Below are 26,779 nucleotides of genomic sequence, written 5' to 3'. Positions count from 1 at the left end.
AAAAAGGGAATGGCTTTTTTCAGCCGTCCCCTTTTTTATTTAAATATTTTTTTAAGATGTCTTCATGAAGACCTGGCGCAGCGGCAAAAACCGGATTGACTGAAAGCATATTAAGGTCTTCCCCACCAATTGTGCTGACGATCCCCCCTGCTTCTTCGACAATTATTTTCCCTCCTGCAAAATCCCAAGGCGCATTCCGCATCGTAATATAGGCACTCAGCCGTCCTGACGCAACATACGCGAGTTCAAGCGCCGCCGAACCGTACGATCTAGTTCCCCGTACATCTTTCGCCAGCCCAATGAGCCTGTTTTGATCAAAATGGCGGTTATTCACAAGCCAAGTGGCACTGATTCCAATAATAGCCGTTTCGACAGGGACTTTTTCCAGCTTCTCAAGAAGCACGTCGTTCATCCAAGCACCCTGTCCTTTTTTTGCATGATAAAGTTCGTCATGAACAATATCATATATGTAGCCAAGCTGGCCAACGCCGTCTTCATAAATACCGATAGAAATCGCAAAATTGCGCTGTTGATGGACAAAATTCATCGTACCGTCAATCGGATCAATTATCCAGATGACCCCATCAAGCGACTGCACATCGTCCCCTTGTCCTTCTTCCCCTAAAATACGATGATCAGGAAATGCAGTTCGGATTTGCTCAATAAAAAAGCGTTCTGTTTCCTCATCAACGTTTGTGACTAAATCATTCGGATTTGACTTTGCTTGAATACTGATCGAATGCGTAAAAGATGCCCGTATGTTCTCTCCAGCCTCCTGAATCCACTTCTTCACTGTTTCATCTATTTTCGTCCAATTCGCCATTATGCAGCCCCCGTCCCGCTTAAAGACCATTTTCTTTCACATTACACGAATCGAAAAAGGTTATCAAGTTTTTCCAACGCCTTGCTTTATGTTATAATAATGATTATAAAGAAGAGATGGTTTGTGGGAAAGGAATAATAAATAATGATATTTACCGGATTTACGAAACAAGATTTTAGCACATTTCAATTAAATGAACTGGATGAGCGGATGACTGCGATTCAAGAGCGAATCCAGCCTAAATTTAAGCAACTGGGTGACGAACTGACGGATGATTTATCAGTGCTGCTTGGCCAGGAGATGTTTTTGCATATTGCACGCCATGCACGCCGCAAAGTGAACCCGCCAAATGATACGTGGCTCGCAATCGCAAATAATAAACGCGGTTATAAACAGCACCCGCACTTTCAAGTTGGCTTATTTGATGATCACGTTTTTATTTGGCTGGCCTTTATTTATGAACTTCCCGGAAAACAAGCGATTGCTAAAACATTTTTAGAAAATCAGAAGTTGCTCAAAGAAACTGTTCCTTCTGATTATGTTTTATCACTTGACCATTTGAAAAAAGATGCAGAACCTTGGGAAGAAGCAGATCTTAAACAGTCTCTTCAACGGTTCCACGATGTGAAAAAAGCCGAATTCCTAATCGGACGCCATATTCCGTCTGACGATCCAATTTTAAAGGACGGCGACGCTTTTTATGCGGTTGCTAAAGAAACATTCGAAACACTTCTTCCGCTCTATAAGCTTGCTTATCAATAATAAACAGTCCGTTCCATTTTTTCGGAACGGACTGTTTTCACATACGGATTTCCGTCTGTGCAGGTGCCTGTTTCATTTTTTGGACAGCTCGGTAAGACGAATAGCCGCTTACTTCTTCAAATTCGCCGCAAATGCGCTTTTCATCCGCTTTTCCCGGGACAATTTCTTTAAAGCGCTTATAGCGTTCCATTAATACTTCTTTTCCAATTCCTTTTTCATGCGCCTGTTCAATTGCTTCAAAAAAAGCGACAACATCTATTACTTCTTCCGTTGACCAGTCCATTGAAAACGGATACGAATATTCCATTATCTTCACCTCACTTTACCTATTCTATTCTCTCCTGTTCAACTCCTTGTTAAATAAGAAAAATTTCTATGCAATGTTAGGGCAAAATGCTATAATTCTTTTGTTTTAGCGAATGATTAGAAAAGAGGTGGAAATGGCGTTGTTACAACATGAAACTCCATTATTTGACGGGCTTCTTCGCCACGCCAAACAGAACCCAGTCCAGTTTCACATTCCCGGCCATAAAAAAGGAAAGGGAATGGATCCGGTATTCAGAGAATTCATTGGAGAAAATGCACTCTCAATCGATTTAATTAACATTGAGCCGCTCGATGATTTGCATCAGCCGCACGGCATTATAAAAGAAGCCCAGCAGCTGGCTGCCGAAGCATTTGGCGCTGATCATACATTTTTTTCTGTTCAAGGAACAAGCGGCGCGATCATGACGATGATTATGGCTGTATGTGGTCCCGGCGAAAAAATTATTGTACCGAGAAATGTTCATAAATCTATTATGACAGCGATTGTCTTTTCAGGAGCCGTTCCGATCTTTATTCACCCTGAAATCGATAAAGACCTCGGCATCTCGCACGGAATGACGACAGAATCTGTAAAACGGGCGCTTACAGAGCATCCGGATGCAAAAGGTGTACTTGTTATTAACCCGACGTATTTCGGCATTGCTGGCGATCTGAAACAGATTGTCGCTACAGCCCACTCTTTTAACGTTCCAGTGCTTGTTGATGAAGCACATGGTGTGCATATTCATTTTCATGATGGCCTGCCGGTATCCGCCATGCAGGCTGGTGCAGACATGGCAGCAACAAGCGTGCATAAATTGGGTGGTTCTATGACCCAGAGTTCCATTTTAAATGTTCGCAACGGTCTTGTATCGGTTAACCGGGTACAATCGATTTTAAGTATGCTGACGACGACATCTACGTCTTATATACTGCTTGCTTCACTTGATACAGCCCGCAGGCACCTTGCGATTAATGGCCCTCAAATTATTGGGGAAGCGATTGAGCTTGCGCAAGAAACCCGTAGCAAAATCAATAAAATCAATCACCTGTATTGTGCAGGCTCAGAAATTCTCGGCTCAAAAGCTACGTATGATTACGACCCGACTAAATTGATTATTTCTGTTAAAAACCTTGGCATGACAGGACATGATGCAGAAAAATGGCTGCGTGACCAGTACAATATTGAAGTTGAACTTAGCGATTTATACAACATTCTTTGTATCATTACACCCGGAGATTCTAAAGAAAATTGTGATTTGCTCGTGAAGGCGTTAACTGAAATGGCGGCTGCTTTTAACGGCACTGTTCAATCCAAATATGCCCATGTTATGCTGCCGGATATTCCGCTGCTTGCTTTGTCACCGCGTGAGGCATTTTATGCCGATACAGAAACAGTTTCAATCGGTGAATCCGCAGGCAGAATTATGGCGGAGTTTATGATGGTGTATCCGCCAGGGATCCCTATTTTTATCCCCGGGGAAATTATTACAGAAGAAAATTTGCGTTATGTCAAAGAAAATGTAGCAGCCGGTCTGCCTGTTCAAGGACCGGAAGATGAAGAATTAAAAACATTGCGTGTCATTAAAGAGCGCAAGCCAATTTATTAAAAAAAAGGGCTGCTCCCATTTTCGGAGCAGCCCTTTATGTATAAAGATTAGTCATCAATTTCTGTATCGTGATCGCAGCCGCAGTGAGAGTATAAAACTGTCACCTTTTCTTCTTCAAAGTGCTCGATTGTGGATTCGCAAGATTTGCAGACGATTGTTCCCATGTTTCATAACCTCCTGTTTTGTTTTTTTGAAAGCGATTTATGTTCTGTAAATTCATAATAATATAACATATTAGTAATTGCAAGCCTTAATTGTATAACACATTTAAAAACGGGACAAAAAACCCCCGATTTCCTATAATAAGGAAATCGGGGGTTCTGTTTAATTAGTTCTTTTATTTCATAATGTGAATCGGTGTACCAAGTGCTACTTCCGCTGCTTCCATTGTCATTTCAGCAAGCGTTGGATGCGCATGAATGGTCATAGCAATATCTTCAAGCGTCATGCCTGCTTCAATCGCAAGACCCAATTCTGCTATCATATCCGAAGCACCTGAACCAGCGATTTGCGCGCCGATGATCAGGCCGTCTTCTTTACGAGATACAATTTTCACAAAGCCGTCTGTACTATTAAGCGCAAGGGCGCGTCCATTTGCGGCAAATGGGAATTTTGCCGATACGACTTCGATTTTTTCTTCTTTTGCCTGCGACTCTGTGTAGCCAACAGTTGCCAGCTCAGGCTCTGTAAAGCAAACTGCTGGAATCGCAAGGTAATCGACTTCAGACTTTTCGCCGCTAATCGCTTCAGCCGCAATTTTACCTTCATAAGAGGCTTTGTGGGCTAATGGTGGTCCCGAAACGATATCACCAATCGCATAAATGTTTTCCACGTTTGTACGGCATTGTTTATCGATTTCGATAACGCCACGATCTGACATTTTTACGCCAGCACCTTCAAGACCCATTTCGTCGGTGTTTGGACGACGGCCTACTGTAACCAGTACGTAATCTGCTTCAACTGTTGCTTCTTTTCCAGCTGCTTCGTATGTTACTTTCACACCGTTTTCTGTTTCTTGGGCTGATTTAGCCATTGCTTTCGTCACAATTGTAACGCCTTTTTTCTTCATGCCGCGTTTTACAAGTGCAGACATCTGCTTTTCAAAACCGCCAAGAATTTCAGGAGCACCTTCAAGGATAGTTACTTCTGTTCCAAAGTTTGCAAAGGCTGTAGATAGTTCTGACCCGATATAACCGCCGCCTACTACAACTAATTTTTTCGGAATTTCTTTTAGAGCTAATGCACCTGTTGAATCAATAACGCGAGTTGAAAATTTGAAGTTTGGAATTTCAATTGGGCGTGAGCCTGTTGCAATAATTGCGTTTTTAAATGTATATGTTTGAGCAGAATCTTCACCCATTACACGCAATGTGTTTGCATCGTTGAAATATGCTTCCCCACGAACGATTTCGACTTTGTTTCCTTTAAGCAGTCCTTCAACGCCGCCCGTTAATTTTTTCACGACGCTGCCTTTCCATTCTTGCACCTTTTCGAAGTTTACTGAGACGTTTTCAGCGATAATGCCGATATCATCAGAATGCTTCGCTTGCTCGTAACGGTGGCCTGCTGTTAAAAGTGCTTTCGAAGGGATACAGCCTACATTTAAGCAGACGCCTCCAATATTTTCTTTTTCAACGATGGTCACTTTTTGTCCAAGCTGTGCTGCACGGATCGCAGCGACGTAACCCCCAGGGCCTGAACCAATCACTATAGTGTCTGTTTCAATCGGGAAATCTCCTACTACCATTTCTTACGCCTCCATTAGTAAAAGTTCTGGGTCGTTTAACAACCGCTTAATGTGATTCAATGCATTTTGTGCTGTCGCTCCATCAATCATACGATGATCGAAGCTCAATGATAATGCTAACACAGGTGCGGCTACAATTTCACCATTTTTTACAATCGCTTTTTCAGAAATACGCCCAATCCCTAAAATGGCTACTTCAGGATGGTTAATAACTGGAGTAAACCACTGGCCGCCAGCAGAACCGATATTTGTAATTGTGCAAGATGCACCTTTCATTTCAGCCGGAGCCAGTTTACCGTCACGCGCTTTTACAGCAAGCTCATTAATTTCATTTGAAATCGTGAACATCGATTTGCGATCAGCATTTTTCACAACCGGAACCATCAAGCCTTTTTCTGTATCAGCAGCAATTCCGATGTTGTAGTAATGTTTGTGAACAATTTCATTCGTTGAATCATCAATCGATGTGTTGAATGCTGGGTATTCTTTAAGCGCACTTGTAAGAGCTTTTACGACGTAAGGAAGGAATGTCAGCTTAACACCTTTTTCCGCTGCAATGTCTTTGAACTTTTTGCGATGTGCCCAAAGCTTTGTTACTTCGACTTCATCCATTAACGTAACGTGTGGTGCAGTATGTTTAGAATTCACCATTGCTTTCGCAATTGCTTTACGAATACCGCTCATTTTTTCGCGTGTTTCCGGGAATTCACCTTCTGGAATTGCCGCCGCTGCAGCTGGTTTTGATTCTGCTTGCGCTGCCGGCGCTTCTTGTTGTGCCGGTTTCGCATCTTGTCCAGGAGTTTCAGATTGCGTACCGCCGCTTAAGAATGAATCAATGTCGTCTTTTACAATACGGCCATTTTTGCCACTGCCGGCAACAAGAGCAATATTCACGTCTTTTTCACGAGCATATTTGCGTACAGATGGCATTGCAATAATACGACGGTTCGGATCTACATCTGCCTGAGGCTGGCTGCCTGCACCAGTCGAAGCTGCAGGAGCGTCTTCTTTCGGTGCTTCTGCAGGTGCTTTGTCGACTTCTTGGCCTGCTTCAGCTGTTGCTTGAACTTGCTCTTCTGTTTTCGCTTCGCCTTCTTCGTCACCGTGATCGCCTTTGAATTTCAAATCTTCATAGCCGGGTGCATCAAATTTGATGAGTGTGTCCCCTACAATTGCTGTTGCACCTTCGTCAACAAGAATTTCTTCTACTGTACCCGCAACTGGTGATGGAATTTCAACGACTGCTTTGTCATTTTGCACTTCACAAAGCACGTCATCTTCTGCTATTTTATCGCCTGGTTTAACGAACCACTTGACGATTTCACCTTCATGAATACCTTCACCGATATCCGGTAATTTAAATTCAAATGCCAATGTATTCATCCTCCTGTAATGTGAATTTCGAAAAGGAAGTTACACTTCCTTTTCGACTGTCATTTATTATTAAAATTCAAGAACTTTTTTCGCAGTTTCCACAATGTCTTTATGATTTGGAAGCCATACACCTTCAGCTTGGGAGAATGGGAAAACAGTATCCGGAGCTGCAACACGGAGTACGGGTGCTTCAAGGCTCAAGATGGCGCGGTCGTTAATTTCAGCCACAACGTTCGCAGCGATACCCGCCTGCTTTTGTGCTTCCTGAACGACGATTGCGCGTCCTGTTTTTTCAACAGAAGTCATGATTGTTTCAATATCAAGCGGCTGAATAGTGCGAAGGTCAATCACTTCAACAGAATATCCTTCTTTTTCAAGTGCTTCTGCTGCTTTTAATGATTCATGAACCATTGCACCATACGTGATGATAGAAAGGTTAGTACCTTCACGCTTCACTGCTGCTTTGCCAAGCGGAATTGTGTATTCTTCTTCCGGCACTTCTTCACGGAATGAACGATATAATTTCATGTGCTCAAGGAAAATTACCGGATCATTATCGCGAATGGCAGAAATCAATAGTCCTTTTGCCTCGTAAGGAGTGGAAGGAATAACTACTTTCAAGCCAGGCTGCTGCGCCATCAAGCCTTCTAAGCTGTCCGCATGAAGCTCAGGTGTGTGAACGCCGCCGCCAAATGGCGAACGGATTGTTACAGGAGCTGAGTAAACGCCGCCTGAACGGTAACGCATACGCGCAAGCTGCCCGCTGACAGAGTCCATGACTTCGAAAACAAAACCAAAGAATTGAATTTCCGGTACTGGACGGAATCCTTCAAGTGCAAGACCGACAGCAAGACCGCCGATTCCAGATTCCGCAAGCGGCGTATCAAATACGCGCTCTTCTCCAAATTCTTTTTGAAGACCTTCTGTTGCACGGAACACTCCGCCGTTAGCGCCGACATCTTCACCGAAGACGAGGACGTTTTCGTCGTTTTTAAGCTCCACGCGCAAGGCATCCGTAATCGCTTGAATCATTGTCATTTGTGCCATGGCTTACTTCGACTCCTTTGCAGTGTAAATTTCATATTGTTCTTTTAAGTTTGCTGGCATTTCGTCGTACATATTTGCCATCAGATCTGTTACTTTTTGTTTTGGTGTGTCATCGGCTTTTTTGATCGCGTCTTTAATTTCTTCTTTTGCGCGTTCAATTACTTCTGTTTCTTTTTCTTCGCTCCAAAGCCCTTTGTTTTCAAGGTACTTACGGAAACGAACGAGTGGATCTTTTTTCTCCCACTCTGTATCAAGATCAGATGTACGGTAGCGTGTCGGGTCATCCCCTGCCATTGTATGAGGACCGTAACGGTAGCACATTGTTTCGATTAATGTTGGACCTCCGCCATTGATTGCACGTTCACGCGCTTCCTTCACCACAGCGTAAACAGCAAGTGGATCCATGCCGTCTACAAGAACAGATGGGATTCCGGCTGCAATTCCTTTTTGAGCAATTGTTTTTGCCGCCGTTTGTTTTTCACGCGGTGTTGAGATGGCGAACTGATTATTTTGAACAATGAAGATCGCCGGCGCATTAAATGCACCTGCAAAGTTGATTCCTTCGTAGAAATCCCCTTGTGATGAACCGCCGTCACCTGTATATGTAACAGCTACCGCTTTTTTGCCGCGTTTTTTAAGGCCTAATGCAACGCCGGCATTTTGCACATATTGTGCACCAATAATGATTTGTGGCGACAACACATTGACTCCTTCAGGTGCCTGGTTGCCTACATAATGGCCGCGTGAGAATAAGAATGCCTGCCATAATGGAAGACCATGCCACACGATTTGCGGAACATCGCGGTAGCCTGGCAAAATCCAGTCTGCTTTTTCAAGGGCATAGTGAGAAGCGATTTGCGATGCTTCCTGTCCAGCGGTTGGCGCATAAAAGCCAAGGCGTCCTTGACGGTTTAATGAAATCGAGCGCTGGTCAAGTACACGTGTATAGACCATGCGTGTCATTAATTCTTGAAGCTCTTCATCTGAAAGCTTTGGTGCTGCACTTTCGTTTACAATTTTTCCTTCTTCATTTAAAACTTGAACCATTTCAAATTGCGTTTCAATCGATTCAAGCGTTTTTTGCGGATCGAACTGAGTTTTCTTTGCACTCATTGTTGTCACCTTTCCTTTCTGTATTGGTTATGCCTCGCCATGCGGCTGTTTTTCCATTTATAAATGACTGTACCAGTAATTTTCAAGAAATCACTAATACAAGATAAAGCTACGGTTAATAGTGTATAATAACCGTGTTAATCCGTCAATTTAAAAAGGTTTTTTATAAAAATCACTCTTTTTAATTTTAAAAACCAATACTGTACCAATGAAATGAGTTGCTCTGTACTACAAAAAGAAAGCGCTTTTTACTCTGTTATACATTACATAATTTTCTCCATCTTCCTATTCCCTTTTCATGCGGAGTAAAACAAAAGGCTCGCTCCGTTAACATTTTGCTCACTTTTTGATAAGATAAATACACTAAACGCGAAAAAAGGAAGGGAACTATATGATTAAGATGAATGATATCGTTCGGGAAGGGGACCCGGTTCTTCGTAAAAAAGCGAGTGACGTGACCCTGCCGGCATCAATTGAAGACAAAGAAACGCTTGCTTCCTTAATGGAATACGTTCAACACAGCCAAGATCCGGAGCTATCGGAAAAATACGGCCTGCGTCCTGGCATCGGTCTTGCCGCTCCTCAAATCGGCATTTCCAAACGAATGATTGCAGTCCATGTAAAAGATGAAAAAGGCAATCAATTGAGCTATGCACTTTTCAACCCAAAAATTGTCAGTCATTCTGTTGAAAAAGCATTTTTAACAAGTGGCGAAGGATGCTTGTCTGTTGACCGTAATGTTCCTGGTTACGTCCATCGTTATGCAAGAGTCACAATCAAGGCGATAACATTGGAGGAAGAAGAAGTTAAATTCCGCTTAAAAGGACTCCCTGCTATTTGTATTCAGCATGAAATTGACCACTTAAACGGCATCCTGTTTTATGACTATATTAACGAAAAAGATCCATTTCATGTGGAAGAAAATGCGCAGGCAATTGAACGATAAGCCATATGGTCAGTCCCCAGCCACTGCACAATAGAATTGCCCATTTCCTTTTCATTCAAGCAACCATATGATAAAATGGCAATAAGGAGTGATCCACAATGTTGAAGAAGCTGAAAAAAAAGCTCGTTAAACAGTGGAAAGATCTGCTCAGAAGAAAATCAATCGCATAATTTCGAATGGTTAAGCCCTTCTATTATGAAGGGCTGTCTTTATGCAAGAGACAAAAGATGTTCTTTCGTGTCAAAACATCTTTCTTTCTATATAATAAAAATCAAGACCACAGGCTGTTTTCAACAAGCCTTTGTGATAAAAACTGAGAAGAACCGCTTTTATGCGGTTTGTATATATTAAACGAGAAAAAGGAGAGAAAGTTATGATTTACAAAGTGTACTACCAAGAAAATCGTTCTGAAGTGCCTGTTCGTGAAAAAACAAAATCATTATATGCTGAAGCGCAAACAGAACGGGAAGTTCGCCACGCATTAAAAAGCCGCCCATACAACATTGAGTTTGTCCAAAAGGTAAATGACAGTCACCTTGAATACGAGAAAAAGTCACCTGACTTTAAAGTGGAGCAGCTGTAACACATGAAATTTGTAAAAAATGATCAAACAGCAGTTTTTGCCCTCGGCGGTTTGGGTGAAATCGGCAAAAACACGTATGCCGTCCAATTTCAGGACGAAATTATTTTGATTGATGCAGGAATTAAATTTCCGGAAGATGAGCTGCTTGGAATCGACTATGTGATTCCAGATTATTCTTATCTCCAAAAAAATGCCGATAAAATTAAAGGACTGTTTGTTACACATGGTCATGAAGACCATATTGGCGGCATCCCTTATTTATTGCGGGTTGTGAATGTACCTGTATATGGCGGAAAGCTCGCCCTGGGCCTCTTGCGCAATAAATTAGATGAGCATGGATTGCTTCGCCGCACACGCCTTCACGAAATCGGCGAAGATGATGTGATTAAATTCCGGAAAACATCTGTATCTTTTTTCCGGACGACGCACAGTATTCCTGATTCTTATGGAGTTGTTGTCAAAACACCTCAAGGCAGTATCGTTCATACAGGTGACTTTAAATTTGACTTCACACCCGTGGGTGAGCCGGCTAATTTAACGAAAATGGCTGAGATCGGCAAAGAAGGTGTTCTTTGCTTATTATCAGACAGTACAAACAGTGAAGTACCAAACTTTACGATGTCTGAACGCAAAGTCGGCGAAAGTATTCATAATGTATTTCGTAAAGTAAAAGGCCGGATCATTTTCGCAACATTCGCGTCAAACATTCACCGCCTTCAACAAGTTGTCGAAGCAGCAGTAGAGGATGGCCGCAAAGTTGGTGTTTTTGGCCGAAGCATGGAAAATGCAATTAATATCGGGCAGCAGCTCGGCTACATTCACTGCCCGAAAGACACGTTTGTTGATACTCATCAATTAAACAAGCTTCCTGCCAATAAAGTCACGATTTTATGTACCGGCAGCCAAGGTGAACCGATGGCCGCACTTTCACGTATCGCTAATGGATCTCACCGGCAAATTCAAATTCAGCCGCACGACACAGTTGTCTTTTCATCATCGCCGATTCCAGGCAACACTGTAAGCGTGAATCGTATTATTGATTCGTTGTCCCGTGCCGGAGCGGATGTTATTCATGGTCCATTAAATGATATTCACACATCCGGACACGGCAGCCAGGAAGAACAAAAATTGATGCTGCGTCTTATTAAGCCTAAATTTTTCATGCCAATTCACGGTGAGTACCGGATGCAGAAAACACATTGCCAGCATGCCATTGACTGCGGCGTTCCAGCGGAAAACTGCTTTATTATGGACAATGGCGATGTACTAGCCTTGTCGAAAGATGAAGCTTATGTAGCTGGACGTATTCAATCAGGATCTGTTTATATTGACGGAAGCGGTATTGGCGATATTGGCAACATTGTTCTTCGCGACCGCCGCATTTTATCAGAAGAAGGCCTTGTGATTGTGGTCGTCAGCATTAATAAAGAAAAAAATAAAATCGAGGCCGGTCCTGACATTATTTCACGTGGATTTGTTTATATGCGCGAGTCCGGCGATTTAATTTACGAAGCGCAATCCATGCTGAACCGACATGTAAAGCAGCTTTTAAACAACAACTCAACTCAATGGTCTGACATTAAAAATGAAATTACTGATACACTTTCTCCATTTCTTTATGAGCGGACAAAACGCCGCCCGATGATTTTACCGATTATTATGGAAGTGTAACAAAATAAAAGAGCGTTCCTTACTGATAAGGAGCGCTCTTCTTTTCATGGAGGCGTCTATTCATGACCATAGTAAAAGGCCAGTCGCAATATGAAGAAAAGATCAAAAAGCACTACCGCCCTTCTGCTTGCGGACCCGTTACGGTTTCAGTTATTTTACAGTATTGGAATGTGTCTTACTCAGTAAATCAGCTGTATAAACAGCTGGGCGCAACGAGGATCGGATTGTTCCGTTTTATCATGGTCCGTAAGTTAAAAAAACTGCTGGGCAGCAACTGGATGGTTAAACCGTCAAATCGAATTGATGAGGTGATCAATGAGCTTGACCTCGGTCATCCTGTTGCGGCAAAGTTTGATAAATATTGTACTCTCCGTTTTTTTTCAAAGCCGATGTATGCGTATCATTGGGTCGTACTAACGGGATATGAAATCAAGGACAGGAAGATTTTTTTATATTTTCATGACAATGGTGCACCGGGGCGAAAAAGCAAAATCCGCCGTATATCATTTGAAGATCAGTCAAGCGTACTTCGCTTCGTTCTTTTGTCTCCAAAAAATCCCCCGCTATAACACGGGGGATTTAATCAGTCATTCATTTTTTTCTCAAAACGGTCAATGTCATTATCCGCACCAATAATGATTAAAATATCATTCAGATGAATCGCTTCGTCTGCTTGCGGCGACACGATAATTTCTTTGCCCCGTTTAATCGCGACAATATTAATGCCATAACGCGCACGAATATCAAGATCGATTAATGTATTCTCCGCAAGTGTTTCATTTGCGATGATTTCCATGATAGAATGTTCATCAGAAAGCTCCAGATAATCTAATACGTTATTCGACACGATGTTATTGGCAATCCGGCGGCCCATGTCGCGCTCCGGATGAACAACCTGATCTGCCCCAATTTTCAGCAGCACTTTTTCATGGTAATCGTTTTGTGCTTTTGCCGTTACTTTTTTCACACCGACTTCTTTCAGCATAAGTGTAGTTAAAATGCTGGATTGAATATCATCCCCAATAGCAACAATGACATGGTCAAAGTTTCGGATGCCCAAGCTTTTTAATACAGATTCATCTGTTGTATCCGCAACTACGGCATGTGAGGCGATCGAGGCAAACTCATTGACTCGGTCTTCATCCTTGTCAATGGCCATTACTTCCATTCCTTGTTCACTCAGCTCTCGGCAAATGCTGCTGCCGAAGCGCCCAAGCCCGATGACGACAAATTCTTTTTTCATGTTCATTCCCCCGCTGTCAACGCTAAAATGGTTCCGCTCTGACAGTTTACCATGAACATGCCACAATTGCCTTTATTTCTTTTCCCCCTTCACGTAATCTGCATCAAACAAGAATAGGCGCATTAATAAGAATAACGATGGAATGAGCAGCAGCAGACCAAGTATAAACACAATGATGAGCGCGGTGGCCATCGCTTCATTCGTCGCGTTTTCGTGAAGTGTAATGTACGGGTACAAAATGTATGGTAAATGTGATGCACCATACCCAAAAAACGCGAAGAAAAATTGCAGCATCACCATAATAAACGCAGTGCCGTATCGCTTTTGACTGTAAATAAACCATGAGGCGATACTGAAACAAAGAAGAGACAACCCAAACATCCACCAGTATTCGGTGACCGCTTTATCGTAATGCTCTGAATTGTGCATTTGCAACGACATAAAAACGAGCAAGCTGGCCACAATTGTTGGCATGCTCCAAAAAAGCGCAAACTGGCGAAGCGTCTTTCGCGCCTGCTGATCATCCGCACGGTCCGCATAATACGTTAAAAACGTGGCACTTATAAATAAAACAGAGACAATTGATAAAAAGACGACGCTCCAGGAAAAGGGACTCGTAAACAATTCTTTCGCAAGAAATTCGACATTCCCGTCCACTTCATCTAAAAATCCGCCTTCCGAAATCGTTAATGCCGTGGACAAAGAAGCGGGAATTAACAAACCGGTTGCACCATACAAAAACAAGTAAAAGGTGCTGTCACGTGATCCGTAATTATTAAATGCATAAAAAGATCCGCGAATCGCAATTAAAATGAGAGCGACACTGCCCGGAATGAGGAGCGCCGTCCCATAGTAATAAGCCGTTGCTGGAAAAAAACCAACGATTCCGACGAAGAAAAATACGAAAAACACATTTGTTACTTCCCATACCGGTGATAAGTATCGAGAAATGAGATCATTGATAATATGGTCTTTTTTCTTCATTCTTGCATAATACGCAAAGAATCCAGCGCCGAAATCGATGGATGCGACAATTAAGTAGCCGTACAAAAATGTCCAAAGAACTGTAATGCCAATCAGTTCATAGTTCATGATTCATCCCCCTCCCTATTTCCGGTTCGGAAACCGTTTTTCAAGTTCCGCTTCTGCTGGTGAATTTTTAAACATTTTAATTAACACAACAATCGCCATTATACCCAGCACAAGGTAAAGCAATGCAAACAGCACAAAAGTCAGGCCCACACTGTTGCTTGTTGTCGCTGCTTCCGCCACCTTCATATAACCACGCATAATCCACGGCTGACGCCCGACTTCAGCTAATATCCACCCGGCTTCAATGGCCACCATCGATAGTGGCCCCGCTGCCAAAATCGCTAAAAGAAGCGGTTTATTCAATGCATTCCACTTTTTTACCCGGTCCATCAAGACGAAGATCGCAGTCGTTGCCATGAGAAACATGCCGATACTGACCATTGTGTCGAACATATAGTGAATCCAAAGCGGCGGTCGTTCATCTTCCGGTGTTTCATTAAGACCAATGACTTCTGTCTCAAAAGAATTTCCCGCTAGAAAGCTGAGCACCTTCGGAACACGGATTTCGTTTTCTATTTCGCCGTTTTCATTTAATGTACCGAAGAAAATTAAATCCGCGCCTTTTTCTGTTTCAAAATGCCATTCTGCAGCAGCCAGTTTTTCAGGCTGCACATCCGCTAAAAACTTTGCGGATATATCACCGGTAATTGATATTAACAGTGAGAAAACAAATGTACAAGCAACTGTCAAGCGCAGCGCTTTTTGTTCATATTGCCCACGGCGCCCCTTGAGAATAGCAAAAGCGGCGATCGCTGCTAATATTGCTGCTGCTGTTACGTACGATGTCGCTACGACATGAAGAACTTTAGAAGGCATTGCCGGGTTTAGCATGGCGGCGATTGGATCAATGTTAATCATTTCACCGTCTTTTAAATCAAATCCTTGCGGCGTGTTCATAAACGCATTGACCGTTGTAATAAACAAAGCTGACGCGGATGAACCGATCATAACCGGAATCGTCAGCAGCCAGTGTGTCCATTTGCCTTTAAAGCGATCCCACGTATACAAATAAATACCGAGGAAAATGGCTTCGAAGAAAAAAGCGAATGTCTCCATAAAAAGGGGCAGTGCAATAACTTGACCGGCTACTTCCATAAAGCTTGGCCATAGCAAAGAAAGTTGAAGCCCAATTATCGTCCCGGTTACGACCCCCACCGCTACTGTGATGGTATATCCGCGTGCCCATCGTCTGGCCATAAGCGAATAGTAAGGATCATTTCGTTTGATGCCTATAAATTCTGCAATTGCAATCATTACCGGTATACCAACACCGATTGTGGCGAAAATAATATGAAACATTAACGTCATTGTCATCAGCATTCTGCTGAGCATGACACCATCAAGTTCCATTAAGTTGACCTCCCTTTTTTCTTCTGACTATTTATATGTTACCCGTATTGTAAACCTTATATAAAAACAATTCCATATAAGGTGTATGACGATTTTGTGACTATTTTCACAAACTTGTATAAAGAAAAACCGGCAAATGCCGGCTGCTCTTCTTTACAAAGATAAGAAAGTATACATTTTAGAAGCTGCCCAGTTTTAGGTGCCATCGGCTCGATGGCTCACAGTATGTGAGTTACAAAGGCATTGTTGCGACGATCCAGATGATTGACTTAGATCGGGCGAATGCCACAGGACGTGGCAGCTTTGAAGCGCGGCGGGAAGATGCCGTGTTCTTAGCTTTTGTTCCATTTACCCAGACAAGCCTATCTGGAGGCAAAAATCGTTTCCATCAGTGCTCACCTTATGCTGTTACCAAAAGACGTGCGCTCTGCGCTTTTCTTATTCTGCTTTTGCTGTTTCATCCAAGACGCGATTTACACGTTTTTCGAGCATTTTCATACCGCTTCCGCCTGCTTGGAAATGGCGAAGCTGGCCTTCTTTATCAAATACATAGTAAGCAGGAACGTATTGATTTTCAAATGCTTCTGTCAGCTTATGTTCGCTGTCCACAAAAATCGGTTGTGTAATTTCATGCTCGGCCGCAACCGATTTAATTTGATCTAAGTTCAAATCATCTTCTGAACGAGGCATATGCACAGCAATGACATTTAACTTATCTTTGTAGTCGTCACGAAATTTATTTACGCTTGGCATTGCTTCTTTGCAAAGATGGCAGCTTACAGACCAAAAATGAATCAATGTCGGTTTTTCTCCAACTACATCACTTTTTGATAATTCTCCGTTCAGCCATTCTGTTGCACCATTAAGTTCTGGCATTTGTTCTCTTAATTTCATGAATCCATTCGCTCCTTTTTCTATATATATAGACACATCAGGACCTAACGCAATGTTAGGCCCCGATGAAAAAATCATGTATTAAAGAGTTGTTTGGCCTGGTTTCCAGTTCGCAGGGCAAAGACCGCCTGTTTGAAGAGCTTGAAGCACACGAAGTGTTTCCTCAACATCACGGCCAATGTTGTTATGGTTGACAACCTGATATTGAAGTTCTCCTTCTGGGTTGATGATGAACAAGCCGCGGAGTGCAACACCTTCTTCTTCGATTAGAACACCGTAGTCACGTGATACAATATGGTTTGTATCTGCCGCAAGCGGGTATTTTAAATCACCAAGACCATTATCTTTACGGTCTGTTTTAATCCACGCAAGGTGAGTATGGATTGTATCAGTAGATACACCAATTACTTCCGCATCAAGATCTTCGAATTCATCGTAGCGGTCAGAAAGAGCTGTAATTTCTGTCGGGCATACGAAAGTAAAGTCCATTGGGTAGAAGAAAAGAACCGTCCATTTGTCGTTTTTCATGTTTTCTTCAAGACTTACTTTACCGAATTCTTTATTCGCAAGTACTGCTTCCATTTCAAAGCGCGGTGCTTGTTTTCCTACCATACGTTCTGCCATGAATAAAAAACCTCCAAATTAATTGTTTTTTTAAATGAGAAAGCCAGTCTATATTCTCAAAAGCTTTCATTTCACAAAGATTATTGTAATTCTTTCACAGTAACATGTCAACTTCTTATTGGAATCATTTTAAATAAGAAGTTATTATTTAAAACGATCAATACTTATTCAAGTACTGCTTTAGTTTACCATGTTTCGCTGCAATGACAAAATGATAAGTGCTGCAAAGCAAAATTAGCGGCTGCCCAAGTGCGTAAAGTAGCGAACGATAAACGAAATGGCTGTCTCGATTGCCGCTTCATCCGGGTTTAGCTTCGCATGGTGAAGACCATATTCAGATCCGACACCAAGCCAAAACATAAGACCGGGAATTTCTTTTAACATAAAACCGAAATCTTCCCCTGTCATCGCCTCGCGCGACTGAACAAACTGGACATCCGGCTGCTGCGCAGCAAATTGTACAAACCGGCCGGTAACTTCGGGATCGTTAAACACTTGATAATAACCACTGCCACAGTCAATTTCCGTTTCACAATCAAACGCGGTTTCGATGCCTTTTAAAAGCGACTGAACGCGCGCTTTTGCTTTGTCCATTGCTTCGGGCGACAGCGTACGAATTGTTCCTTCGAGCCTTGCGTGATCTGCAATAACATTTTGCACTGTACCTGCTGTCATCTTTCCGATAGTCACAACAGCGCTGTCAAGTGGATCGACATTTCGCGAAACGATAGACTGAAGCTGCGTCACAAAATAAGAAGCAGCAACAACCATATCTTTCGTTTCATGCGGATACGCCGCGTGACCTCCTTTGCCACGAATATCGATAAACAGCTCAGACGTATTCGCGAATAAAAGCCCCGGCTTTGTCGCAATGGTCCCAGCCGGATGCTCTGGCGCAATGTGAAGCGCATAAATTTCGTCCGGCATCCATTCACGGAATTCCGGCGATGCCATCATCGGTGCTGCACCGCCCGGCCCTTCTTCAGCCGGCTGAAAAACAAAAACGAGGTCGTCATCGATCGGATTCGAAGCAAAGTGAGTGACAGCACCTAACGCAATGCTCATATGAAGATCATGTCCGCATGCATGCATCCGCCCTTCATGTGTGGATGAAAACGGAAGATCTGTTTTTTCCACGATCGGTAATCCATCAATGTCCGTGCGCCAACCGATTGTTTTAGACGGATTTAATCCGTTAATCTTGACAAGAATCCCGGTACGCCATGTTTTTATATCGAGCCGTTCTGCCGGAAGCGACTGTAAATAGTGTACTAAATATGCCTGCGTTTTAAACTCTTGAAAGCCCAGTTCTGGAATCTGGTGTAAATCACGGCGGATCGCTGTAAATCGACTCATCTTTTGTCCCCCTCTTTTAGAAAAAGAACGCGTGAGCAACTGCCCACGCGTTCTGATTTTACCGCTTTTACAGTTTGCGGAGTTCCTGCATAATTTCAGTTTTTGATTTTGTTTTGTCATCAATTTGTTTAATAACGCGTGCTGGCGCACCAACTGCTACAGAGTAAGGCGGGATGTCTTCTGTCACAATCGCGCCGGCAGCGACAACAGAACCTTCCCCGATCCGGCAGCCTTCTAATACAACCGCATTTGCGCCGATTAAAACGTTATCTTCCAAAATAACCGGTGAGGCTGAAGGAGGCTCGATAACGCCTGCAAGGACAGCACCCGCTCCAACATGGCAGTTCTTTCCTGTTGTCGCACGGCCGCCAAGAACAGCGTTCATGTCAATCATTGTGCCTTCGCCAATCACAGCACCAATATTGATCGAAGCGCCCATCATGATGACCGCATTATCGCCGATTTCAACCTGGTCGCGAATGACAGCTCCCGGCTCAATACGTGCTTTAATGTTTTTCAAATCAAGAAGTGGAATTGCTGAGTTGCGGCGGTCATTTTCCACTACATAATCCGTAATTTTATCTTTATTTTGCTCAAGAGCTTCTGATACTTCAGCCCACTCGCCAAATACAACGACTGATTTTCCTTCTCCAAATACTTTTGCGGAAGAGCCAAAGTTTATACCAGCCACTTCTCCATTTACATATACTTTCACTGGTGTTGATTTTGTGCTGTTGCCGATAAAAGCAATAATTTCATGTGCGTCCATCATTTTCATAATTATGTATTCCTCCTGAAAAATCTCTTTTTTCTGCTCTTACTTTATCAAAGCGCCGTCCTTTTCACAAGCAATTTTCTTTCTTCTCTGTCATAAAAAGCTCAACTGTTTCAACAAATGCCTGTACTTGCCGCAGTTCAAAAGCGGTATCATAGCCAAGAAGCCACGTATCACGGCGGATCGGCTCTCCTTCACGGTCAAGAAGGGGAATTTTAAATAAGTCACGATCTTGATTAGAAAGCGTAATGGCCGGCAATATCGCATACCCAAGCCCGTTAAAAGCCATTTGCCGGCACGTCTCGATTTGATCCACAACAATAGAACGTTTCGGCGCCATTTGAAAGCGGTTATGCCACCACTCCTGTATTTCCTGGTCATAATTTGAATCACTTTTAAATTGAATGAATGGCTTGTCGGTCGACAACACATCTTCTATATTTTGAATTTCTTTATCCACTAAATAAAGCGGGTCTTCAAACAAATGAATTTTCCGCCCTTTCCATTCAGGTGTCCCTCGGATAATACCGATATGAACAGCTCCTTCATAAAGCGCTTTGACGATCTCACTGCTCCACCCAGTGATCAGCTGAATTTTCGCATGTGGATATCGCTCGACAAACAATTTCAATACCTTCGGCAGCCAGTTTTGCCCTACAATTGTCGCACAAGCAATTTTCAGCGTTCCATGCACTTGTGGCTCAAGCGATTGAAGTTCTTCTAGCAGCTGTTCTTTTTTCTCAAGTGTTTCTTTTGCGTATTCAACGATCAGTTCACCGGATGGTGTTAAGGATAATCCTTTTGTGGACCGGTTAAAAATTTTAACGGCCCATTCTTTTTCAATCGTTTGGAGCCGCTGAGAAAGGGCCGGCTGGGAAACAAAAAGCCGTTCGGCCGCTTTGCGCATATTCATTTCTTCCGCAAGAACCGTCAATAGACGAAATTCCGAAAACGACACAATATTATTCTCCTTTCTTCAAAAACAAAAGCAGCGCAAATGAAACAGCCGCAAAGAAAAAGACAACCAAGTAAACGGCGTGCAAGGAAGAAATCAGTCCCTCGCTTAATATAAGACGCGTGGATTCACTCATATCAGTTTGTTCACCAAGTAATTCGTTCACAGAGTTGATTGTCAGCCCTTCTGCACCTTCTCTTTCTGCCAAATAAGCAGCCAGCCTGCTGTTTAACACACCGCCCAACAGTGCTGCACCAATTGTATTGCCGATATTACGCATAAACATATTGGAAGCTGTAGCAGCACCTCGTTCATGCCAGCCGACAGAATTTTGAATCGAAACAATAAATGCCGTAGAAGTAAGACCCATGCCAACCCCTGTGACAAAAGAAGACGCCGCCGCCCACCATGGACCAAAGTCCGGATTCATCACCGTAAACATCAGACCGCCCGCCAGTAAAGCGCCGCCGCCGATCAGCGTCGTTGTCCGGTAACCAATTGAATTGAGCAAACGCCCTGATAATGAAGACGCAATCGGCCAGCCAATAGACATAGCAGTCAGTGTAAACCCAGCGACTGTTGCATTTTCGCCCATTACCCCTTGTACATATGTCGGCAAAAAGGTTGAAATGCCGATCAACATAATCCCAGTCGTTAACGAAACAAGATTCGCAATTAAAATCGGCCGGACTTTCCATAAATGAAAAGGTACCATTGGAGATTGGGTACGACGTTCATGAATTGTGAAAAAAACGACCGATAGAACGCCGACTATCAAAAGTAGCACTGTATACGTTGTCTCCACCTGCTCAACCAACAGGTACATTAACGAAGAAATACCTGCTAAAAATAGAAATGTACCAATATAATCGATATCGGGTTTTTTCTTTTCGATTTTTTCATGTAAAAAGAAAAGAAGCATAAAAATCGAGATAATTCCGATCGGCACGTTGATCCAAAACACCCAGCGCCAAGAAACATATTCAACGAGCAGCCCTCCAAGCGCCGGACCCGACACAGCGGAAATACCCCATACACTAGCGAGATATCCTTGAACCTTAGCACGCTCTTCTTTCTTGTAAATATCACCTACAATCGTCGTTGCAACGGGCATAACTGCTCCTGCACCGATTCCTTGAATAAAACGAAAAATAATCATTTGTTCCATCGAACCAGCCAATCCGCACAGAACAGAACCGATTAAAAAAACGATTATACCCGTAAACAGAACCGGACGACGGCCGAAAATATCAGACAGCTTTCCATAAATCAAAACGGTAGCAGCGTTCATTAACAAGTAGGCGGAGAACACCCAGCTGTATAACGAAAAACCGCCAAGATCCGCTACGATATCCGGCATTGCTGTCGCGACAATGGTTGCTTCAATGGCTCCCATAAACATTGCCAGCATAACAGCGGCCAGCACAAGTGGCCGCTTTGTCTGTCTTTGTTTCAATTATTCCACCTCAAATTCAAGAAAAAAAGACCCGCCGCGTGGCAGATCTTGATTAATTTAGCCCATCGACATAATAATTCAGCTGTTTTAAAATAACCCGTCTCGTTAAAATTCCCTCAAAGTGGCCTTCTTCATCCGTTACGCATAAAAAAGGATGATTAATAAGCAGGCCGAGCGCTTTTCGAAAATGATCATGGATGGTCAATCTCGGCTTATCAACAGCCATGACTTGTTCCACTGTTAATTCTTCTAACCGCTCAAATTCCACACGTTCAAGACCAAGAAGTGCTTCAGTGATCATTGGAATGCTGATCAGTCCTTCAAGCCGGTATTTCGTGTCAAGAACTGGAATCGCCGTGTAGCCGCTTTTTGTTAAGACCAGCAGCGCATGTTCCAAGCTGTTTCCACGCTGAACAAAAGCGACTTTTTCTCCCGGAATAATATAATCCATTATATTGGTTTGCAGCACATCTTTGTTTTCAAAGGAAATCATTGCTAGTCTCCCTCTTCTTTTTGTAAGCGCTTTATTCATCTTCCATTATAGCAAAATATTCTTAGTCTGCGCCAGAGAAACGAGCCGTTCTTAAAAAAGATCCGGCCCTGGCAAGTCGTTTTGTTATCCTTGCGCTTCTTGTTTAGCTTCCTGAAGAAGTTCAAAGATTTCAATCGCTGTCATATCAATATCGTCAAAAGGATATTTGCTTCCTTTTCCATCTTTATCATATACTTCAAGCTCAAATGTATCTTTATTCGGGAAATATTTCACTTGGCAAAGTGTTTTGCCGTTCAATTCAAATAGGCGCTGCTGGACTTCTCCCTGCTCGCCGCCCTCCTGCAGTGATTTTAAACGCTGTACAATTCCAACTAACTGTGACATATATTGTCGACCCCTTTCATAATCGTTATCCATTTAGTAAGCACAAGAAATATACCATAGATCCCTTGTTTAATCCAATATTTTTACCCTCTTTTTTCAATTCAATAAAAATAAAAAAGACGCTTAAATCAGCGTCCTTTCATCCAAACAACGATGATGATCCCTGAAAAAACGACAAATGCCGCTATATACAGCCAAATGATCGGATTCAGCCCGTAAGGATGTTGCTGGACCGCCTCTGGATTGTCAGTATCCTTTCGTCCAAAGGCGCCCGAGCGCTTCATAATGGCCGCTGTCCATAGGCCGCCGCCGATCAAAACGGCAGCCGATAAAATGATCCAGATCATGGTTAGAGCATCCCCTTTACATCTCAGGATGCTTCCATTGTTTCCAGGTCCAGCATGTTTCATACGTTAATACAATAATCCATCCTGGTCGTACAAATACTCATATGGAATATCAAAAAACAAGTATTCGTGTTCGTTGACAGGATAAGAGAAGGTCCGGATTGTTTCACCCGTCTCAATGTCATTGTATAAGTCGGAAATTAAGCCGCCGCCATTTTTATTCATCCGAACAATATTTTCGAGAAAATACGGACGCCAGCTCCAGTTTTTGTCCAAATATTCCCGTTGAAAAATCCACTGTCCTTCTTTTTTAAAATAGTTCGGCGTTAATTCAAATCCATTTTCATCACAAATATAAAGCCGAAAGCACATTTCATTAAACTCCTGTGCAATGTCTTCAAGAAGCTTTTCTTTCGGCATCGATTTTGACTTAGCGATCATTGCACCAAGACCAATTTCTAATTGTTCAGCGAATGCATAAACGCTGCTGAGGGCTTTTTTCTCATATGAAATAAACCGGCTGCACTTTTCTCGCAACATCTCTTTCAATCCGTCGGGTTCCGCAAAGTCCGATGACGGCTCCGCCAAATAAAAGCCTTGATAATAACGTCCGCCATTTTTCCATGCATACTGCAGCTGATATTCTGCTTCCACTGTTTCAAAAAGAAGAGATGCACCAATTTTGCGTGCAAACATAGAGAGCGAATAAACAATGTTTTTGTAGGACTGGTCACTGGCGTCTTTTCGTAATGCGCGTAAACTTATTTTTAAAATATCTGGTGACGACCCGGCAAAATGGCGAATATCGCCGTCTACTTCTCCGATATGATCAACCGCAAGCCGGATGCCGAGCGTTTTATAGTAGCGCAGCACATTATCAAGCGACTTGCTATAGTCAGCTTCTGATATTTCAAGAACAATTTGTCCATACTTTAATCCTTTTTCAGCATACTCATCTAAAATGGCCAAAAAAGATTCACCATAATCTTCGAGAAGACCTGCTGCCCTGCGGTTTATGAACAGCATTTCTGTTCTGCCTGTTTCCGTAAATGCATCAAGCGCTTTTCTAACAATAACGTCTTCCACTTCACGACGGTAGTCATCCGGTGTATCTTCATCATGAAAAAAATGCCCGAGGCTTTGGGCGGTTTCATTTTCTATGTAACGTCCTAACACTTCATATCCAATAATTTTATGTTCATCGGCGCTGAAAATCGGCTGGTAATACGGCACGACACGATCAAGATTGCTCATAATTTCAAGTGCATCCATAAATAAGCCTCCTATTCCGTCAAATCGTTTATTATTATACATGACTTTTAACAATTATGCTGTTAATTAGAAAGAACCCGGCACAAGACTGCGCCGGGCTACTTCATATGACGACGGGCAAAATCGACGAACCGGAATTTATCCGGCCGGTGCCTTGATTCCGTATATTGGAAAAGGCTTGCATCGTCCAAATACACGTAGTTGCGAACGACGACGACGTGAGAAAAACCATTTGTATCAAGGAAAACCACGTCTTCATCCGTACATGGCTCTACTGTTATTTCTTTTTTCGCAAAACTGATCGTTAACCCAAGCTCCTGCTCAATATAAGCATAGATTGATTGTCCGCATATGTCTTTTGTCAACTCTGGAATATACTTTTTCAATAAAAAATCTTTATCCAAAATAACACATTCCCCGTCAAATGTACGCGTGCGGATGACTTTCCATACCTCTTCTTTTACGCTGCATTGAAGCTGATGCTGCAAATATGGCTCGGGACGAATCAAGCTGAATTCTGCTACATTCGTTTGGATGACGCCATTCATTTGATCCGCCAATTCTTTAAAGCTGACAAGTCCTGAAATTGGGAAACTCGCGCGGCTTGTGTCAAGGACGACTGAACCTTTGCCGCGCAGCTTTTGAATGTATCCATTTTGAGAAAGGAGGGTCAACGCTTTACGAATCGTTTCCCTTGATGTTTCATAACGGGCTGCAAGTTCGTGCTCTGAGGGAATCAGTTCACCCGGCTGAAATGTACCACTTTTCATTTTGTCAGCGAGTTCTTCATAAATGTGCTTATATTTGTTTTTTTTCATTTCTGTTCACCTGCATGCTGTCATTCTTTCCACTATAACATAAAAAGGATTAGTTAAACAGCCGGTACACCGTACTTTCATAAGGGGTCAGTACCCAGTCTGACAGCTGCGCTGGTGCTTGTTCTTCATTTGACAGAACGAGTTCTGATTTTTTTCCTTTTACCTCTTCAGGCACAGAAAATGACACAGATTGTCCGTAAAAATTGTTGATGATAAGCCATAGTTCTCCATCATGCTCCCTTACATAAACAAACAACTGTGGGTGATCCGCAAGCAGCTGGCGGTAGCTTCCTTCACGGAGAAGTTCTTCATTTTTCCGCAGTCCAATCAATTTTTGATAATGATAAAAAAGAGATTCAGGCTCCTTTTGAGCTGTTTCTGCATTGATTTCTTCGTAATTCTCAGCTATCTCAATCCATGGTATTCCGCTTGTAAATCCGGCATTTTCTTTATCATTCCATTGAACAGGCGTCCGGCTGTTATCCCGCGACTTTTGCTTTAAAATGGTGATCACTTCTTGTTCAGCAAATCCTTTTTCGCGCAATTCTTTGTACATATTCAATGATTCTACATCTCGATATTGTTCAATTCGATCAAAATGAGGATTTGTCATGCCGATTTCTTCCCCTTGATAAATGTACGGTGTTCCTTTCATCAAATGAATTACATTCGCCAGCATTTTTGCCGATTTCACGCGATATTCCTGATCATTTCCATATCGGCTGACAATTCGCGGCTGGTCATGGTTACACCAAAACAAGGCATTCCAGCCGCCTCCTTTGTCCATTTCAACCTGCCAGGTGGACATGACGTCTTTTAGCCATAAAAAATCAAACGGAGCCGCTGTCCATTTTTCGCCATCCGGGTAATCGGCTTTTAAGTGGTGAAAGTTGAACGTCATCGCCAGTTCTTTTGATTCCGGATGCGAGTAACGGATGCAATGCTCGATCGTAGTGGAAGACATTTCACCAACCGTCAGCAATTCATAATGGGAAAAAACTTCATCATTCATTTCACGCAAAAATTCATGAACGCGGGGGCCATCTGTATAAAAACGCCGCCCGTCTCCTTCAAAATCATCTGGAAATGACTGATTTTTGGATATTAAATTGATCACATCGAGCCGAAAGCCATCAATTCCTTTTTGGAGCCAAAAGTGCATCATCTTATAAACATCAAGACGGACCTGCTCATTTTCCCAGTTTAAATCTGCTTGCGTGCGGTCAAATAAATGCAAATAGTATTGGCCGCTTTCTTCATCGTAAGCCCATGCTGACCCGCCAAATTTTGATTTCCAATTGTTTGGCGGACCCCCATTGACTCCATCTTTCCAAATGTAATAATTTCGATAAGGGGAATCCGGATTTCTTGACTGCTTGAACCAGTCATGTTCGGTAGAAGTATGGTTAACGACAAGATCCATCACAATCTTCATGTTTCGGTCATGCGCTTCTGCCAGCAGCTTTTCCACGTCGTCCATCGTGCCATAATCCGGATTCACCCGGTAATAATCACTAATATCGTACCCGTTGTCTTTTTGCGGCGATTCATAAATCGGCGTCATCCATAGGACGTCTACGCCGAGATCGTGTAAATAATCAAGCTTTTTGATAATCCCTTGAATATCACCTATTCCATTTCCGGTCGTATCATTAAAGCTTTTCGGATAAATTTGATAGACAACGCTTTTTTTCCACCATTGTTCATTCATTATGAAGTCCTCCTAATAGAAAAAAAG

Annotated in this window: 28 protein-coding genes; 6 read left to right on the top strand and 22 right to left on the bottom strand. The window is 42.7% G+C overall.

From position 1 onward, the window contains the following. Window positions 1-19: 19 nt before the first annotated feature. Complete coding sequence (locus tag NLX67_RS05625) at window positions 20-823, bottom strand: inositol monophosphatase family protein (RefSeq protein WP_254310689.1); 804 nt, start codon at window positions 821-823, stop codon at window positions 20-22. A gap of 144 nt (window positions 824-967) precedes the next feature. On the opposite strand from NLX67_RS05625, the gene NLX67_RS05620 reads away from it, so the two are divergent. Next, window positions 968-1,585, top strand: coding sequence for a YktB family protein (locus NLX67_RS05620; RefSeq protein WP_254310688.1), 618 nt, complete (start codon window positions 968-970; stop codon window positions 1,583-1,585). A gap of 37 nt (window positions 1,586-1,622) precedes the next feature. Here the strand turns inward: NLX67_RS05620 and NLX67_RS05615 are convergent, their stop codons facing one another. Next, on the bottom strand, window positions 1,623-1,892 hold the full coding sequence (locus NLX67_RS05615; RefSeq protein WP_046179691.1) for a UPF0223 family protein: 270 nt from the start codon (window positions 1,890-1,892) through the stop codon (window positions 1,623-1,625). 139 nt (window positions 1,893-2,031) lie between these two features. On the opposite strand from NLX67_RS05615, the gene NLX67_RS05610 reads away from it, so the two are divergent. Then, window positions 2,032-3,501 (top strand): aminotransferase class I/II-fold pyridoxal phosphate-dependent enzyme, encoded by a 1,470-nt coding sequence (locus NLX67_RS05610; RefSeq protein ID WP_254310687.1) that lies wholly within the window; start codon window positions 2,032-2,034, stop codon window positions 3,499-3,501. Between the two features lie 47 nt (window positions 3,502-3,548). On the opposite strand, the gene NLX67_RS05605 is transcribed toward NLX67_RS05610, so the two are convergent. From NLX67_RS05605 to pdhA, 5 genes are all read right to left on the bottom strand, one after another. Next, entirely contained in the window at window positions 3,549-3,665 is a 117-nt protein-coding gene (locus NLX67_RS05605; protein WP_046179692.1) for a GapA-binding peptide SR1P, read from the bottom strand. A gap of 173 nt (window positions 3,666-3,838) precedes the next feature. Further along, window positions 3,839-5,248 carry a dihydrolipoyl dehydrogenase gene (gene lpdA, locus NLX67_RS05600; RefSeq protein ID WP_046179693.1) on the bottom strand — a complete coding sequence of 470 codons (1,410 nt, stop codon included), beginning with the start codon at window positions 5,246-5,248 and terminating at the stop codon, window positions 3,839-3,841. Between the two features lie 3 nt (window positions 5,249-5,251). Next, window positions 5,252-6,622 (bottom strand): dihydrolipoamide acetyltransferase family protein, encoded by a 1,371-nt coding sequence (locus NLX67_RS05595; protein WP_046179694.1) that lies wholly within the window; start codon window positions 6,620-6,622, stop codon window positions 5,252-5,254. A 69-nt stretch (window positions 6,623-6,691) separates the two neighbouring features. After that, a complete protein-coding gene (locus tag NLX67_RS05590) occupies window positions 6,692-7,669 on the bottom strand; it encodes an alpha-ketoacid dehydrogenase subunit beta (RefSeq protein ID WP_046179695.1) in 978 nt (325 codons plus the stop codon). Between the two features lie 3 nt (window positions 7,670-7,672). Then, window positions 7,673-8,782, bottom strand: coding sequence for a pyruvate dehydrogenase (acetyl-transferring) E1 component subunit alpha (gene pdhA / locus NLX67_RS05585; RefSeq protein WP_046179696.1), 1,110 nt, complete (start codon window positions 8,780-8,782; stop codon window positions 7,673-7,675). Between the two features lie 391 nt (window positions 8,783-9,173). On the opposite strand from pdhA, the gene def reads away from it, so the two are divergent. The 4 genes from def to NLX67_RS05565 all read left to right on the top strand — a co-directional run bounded on the left by def (window position 9,174) and on the right by NLX67_RS05565 (window position 12,551). Then, window positions 9,174-9,728 (top strand): peptide deformylase, encoded by a 555-nt coding sequence (gene def, locus NLX67_RS05580; protein ID WP_046179697.1) that lies wholly within the window; start codon window positions 9,174-9,176, stop codon window positions 9,726-9,728. A gap of 373 nt (window positions 9,729-10,101) precedes the next feature. Next, window positions 10,102-10,311 (top strand): DNA-dependent RNA polymerase subunit epsilon, encoded by a 210-nt coding sequence (locus NLX67_RS05575; protein WP_046179931.1) that lies wholly within the window; start codon window positions 10,102-10,104, stop codon window positions 10,309-10,311. Between the two features lie 3 nt (window positions 10,312-10,314). Beyond that, a complete protein-coding gene (gene rnjA, locus NLX67_RS05570; protein WP_046179698.1) occupies window positions 10,315-11,982 on the top strand; it encodes a ribonuclease J1 in 1,668 nt (555 codons plus the stop codon). Between the two features lie 62 nt (window positions 11,983-12,044). Next, entirely contained in the window at window positions 12,045-12,551 is a 507-nt protein-coding gene (locus NLX67_RS05565) for a C39 family peptidase (RefSeq protein WP_046179699.1), read from the top strand. Between the two features lie 14 nt (window positions 12,552-12,565). On the opposite strand, the gene NLX67_RS05560 is transcribed toward NLX67_RS05565, so the two are convergent. The 15 genes from NLX67_RS05560 to treC all read right to left on the bottom strand — a co-directional run bounded on the left by NLX67_RS05560 (window position 12,566) and on the right by treC (window position 26,752). Next, window positions 12,566-13,225: a potassium channel family protein gene (locus NLX67_RS05560; protein ID WP_046179700.1), complete on the bottom strand. Its 660-nt coding sequence runs from the start codon at window positions 13,223-13,225 to the stop codon at window positions 12,566-12,568. A gap of 72 nt (window positions 13,226-13,297) precedes the next feature. After that, complete coding sequence (locus tag NLX67_RS05555) at window positions 13,298-14,317, bottom strand: cytochrome d ubiquinol oxidase subunit II (RefSeq protein WP_046179701.1); 1,020 nt, start codon at window positions 14,315-14,317, stop codon at window positions 13,298-13,300. A 15-nt stretch (window positions 14,318-14,332) separates the two neighbouring features. After that, window positions 14,333-15,667, bottom strand: a complete 1,335-nt coding sequence (locus NLX67_RS05550; RefSeq protein WP_254310686.1) for a cytochrome ubiquinol oxidase subunit I — start codon at window positions 15,665-15,667, stop codon at window positions 14,333-14,335. 438 nt (window positions 15,668-16,105) lie between these two features. Continuing rightward, window positions 16,106-16,561 (bottom strand): TlpA family protein disulfide reductase, encoded by a 456-nt coding sequence (locus NLX67_RS05545; RefSeq protein ID WP_046179703.1) that lies wholly within the window; start codon window positions 16,559-16,561, stop codon window positions 16,106-16,108. 81 nt (window positions 16,562-16,642) lie between these two features. Next, window positions 16,643-17,185, bottom strand: coding sequence for a peroxiredoxin (locus NLX67_RS05540; RefSeq protein WP_046179704.1), 543 nt, complete (start codon window positions 17,183-17,185; stop codon window positions 16,643-16,645). Window positions 17,186-17,419: 234 nt separating this feature from the next. Beyond that, window positions 17,420-18,541 (bottom strand): N-acetyldiaminopimelate deacetylase, encoded by a 1,122-nt coding sequence (locus NLX67_RS05535; RefSeq protein WP_254310685.1) that lies wholly within the window; start codon window positions 18,539-18,541, stop codon window positions 17,420-17,422. 67 nt (window positions 18,542-18,608) lie between these two features. Further along, window positions 18,609-19,319, bottom strand: a complete 711-nt coding sequence (gene dapD, locus NLX67_RS05530) for a 2,3,4,5-tetrahydropyridine-2,6-dicarboxylate N-acetyltransferase (protein WP_254310684.1) — start codon at window positions 19,317-19,319, stop codon at window positions 18,609-18,611. A 64-nt stretch (window positions 19,320-19,383) separates the two neighbouring features. Beyond that, the gene (locus tag NLX67_RS05525) at window positions 19,384-20,274 is read right to left on the bottom strand and encodes a transcriptional regulator CcpC (protein WP_309143110.1); all 891 of its coding nucleotides are present in this window, start codon (window positions 20,272-20,274) and stop codon (window positions 19,384-19,386) included. 4 nt (window positions 20,275-20,278) lie between these two features. After that, window positions 20,279-21,727: an MDR family MFS transporter gene (locus NLX67_RS05520; RefSeq protein WP_254310683.1), complete on the bottom strand. Its 1,449-nt coding sequence runs from the start codon at window positions 21,725-21,727 to the stop codon at window positions 20,279-20,281. Between the two features lie 52 nt (window positions 21,728-21,779). Further along, complete coding sequence (cbpB, locus tag NLX67_RS05515; RefSeq protein ID WP_046179709.1) at window positions 21,780-22,220, bottom strand: cyclic-di-AMP-binding protein CbpB; 441 nt, start codon at window positions 22,218-22,220, stop codon at window positions 21,780-21,782. Between the two features lie 123 nt (window positions 22,221-22,343). After that, window positions 22,344-22,604: a YkuJ family protein gene (locus tag NLX67_RS05510; protein WP_046179710.1), complete on the bottom strand. Its 261-nt coding sequence runs from the start codon at window positions 22,602-22,604 to the stop codon at window positions 22,344-22,346. Between the two features lie 128 nt (window positions 22,605-22,732). After that, window positions 22,733-22,951 (bottom strand): hypothetical protein, encoded by a 219-nt coding sequence (locus NLX67_RS05505; protein ID WP_046179711.1) that lies wholly within the window; start codon window positions 22,949-22,951, stop codon window positions 22,733-22,735. 66 nt (window positions 22,952-23,017) lie between these two features. Beyond that, a complete protein-coding gene (locus NLX67_RS05500) occupies window positions 23,018-24,223 on the bottom strand; it encodes an EAL domain-containing protein (RefSeq protein ID WP_046179712.1) in 1,206 nt (401 codons plus the stop codon). Window positions 24,224-24,321: 98 nt separating this feature from the next. Next, a complete protein-coding gene (treR, locus tag NLX67_RS05495; protein WP_046179713.1) occupies window positions 24,322-25,041 on the bottom strand; it encodes a trehalose operon repressor in 720 nt (239 codons plus the stop codon). A 49-nt stretch (window positions 25,042-25,090) separates the two neighbouring features. Then, on the bottom strand, window positions 25,091-26,752 hold the full coding sequence (gene treC / locus NLX67_RS05490; RefSeq protein ID WP_254310682.1) for an alpha,alpha-phosphotrehalase: 1,662 nt from the start codon (window positions 26,750-26,752) through the stop codon (window positions 25,091-25,093). Window positions 26,753-26,779: the final 27 nt, after the last annotated feature.

It is taken from the genome of Domibacillus sp. A3M-37 (genome assembly GCF_024213455.1).
In the GTDB taxonomy this organism is placed as follows: domain Bacteria; phylum Bacillota; class Bacilli; order Bacillales; family Domibacillaceae; genus Domibacillus; species Domibacillus tundrae.
The sequence above is the reverse complement of the archived record's forward strand: the minus strand, read 5'-3'. Positions and strand labels throughout refer to the sequence as shown.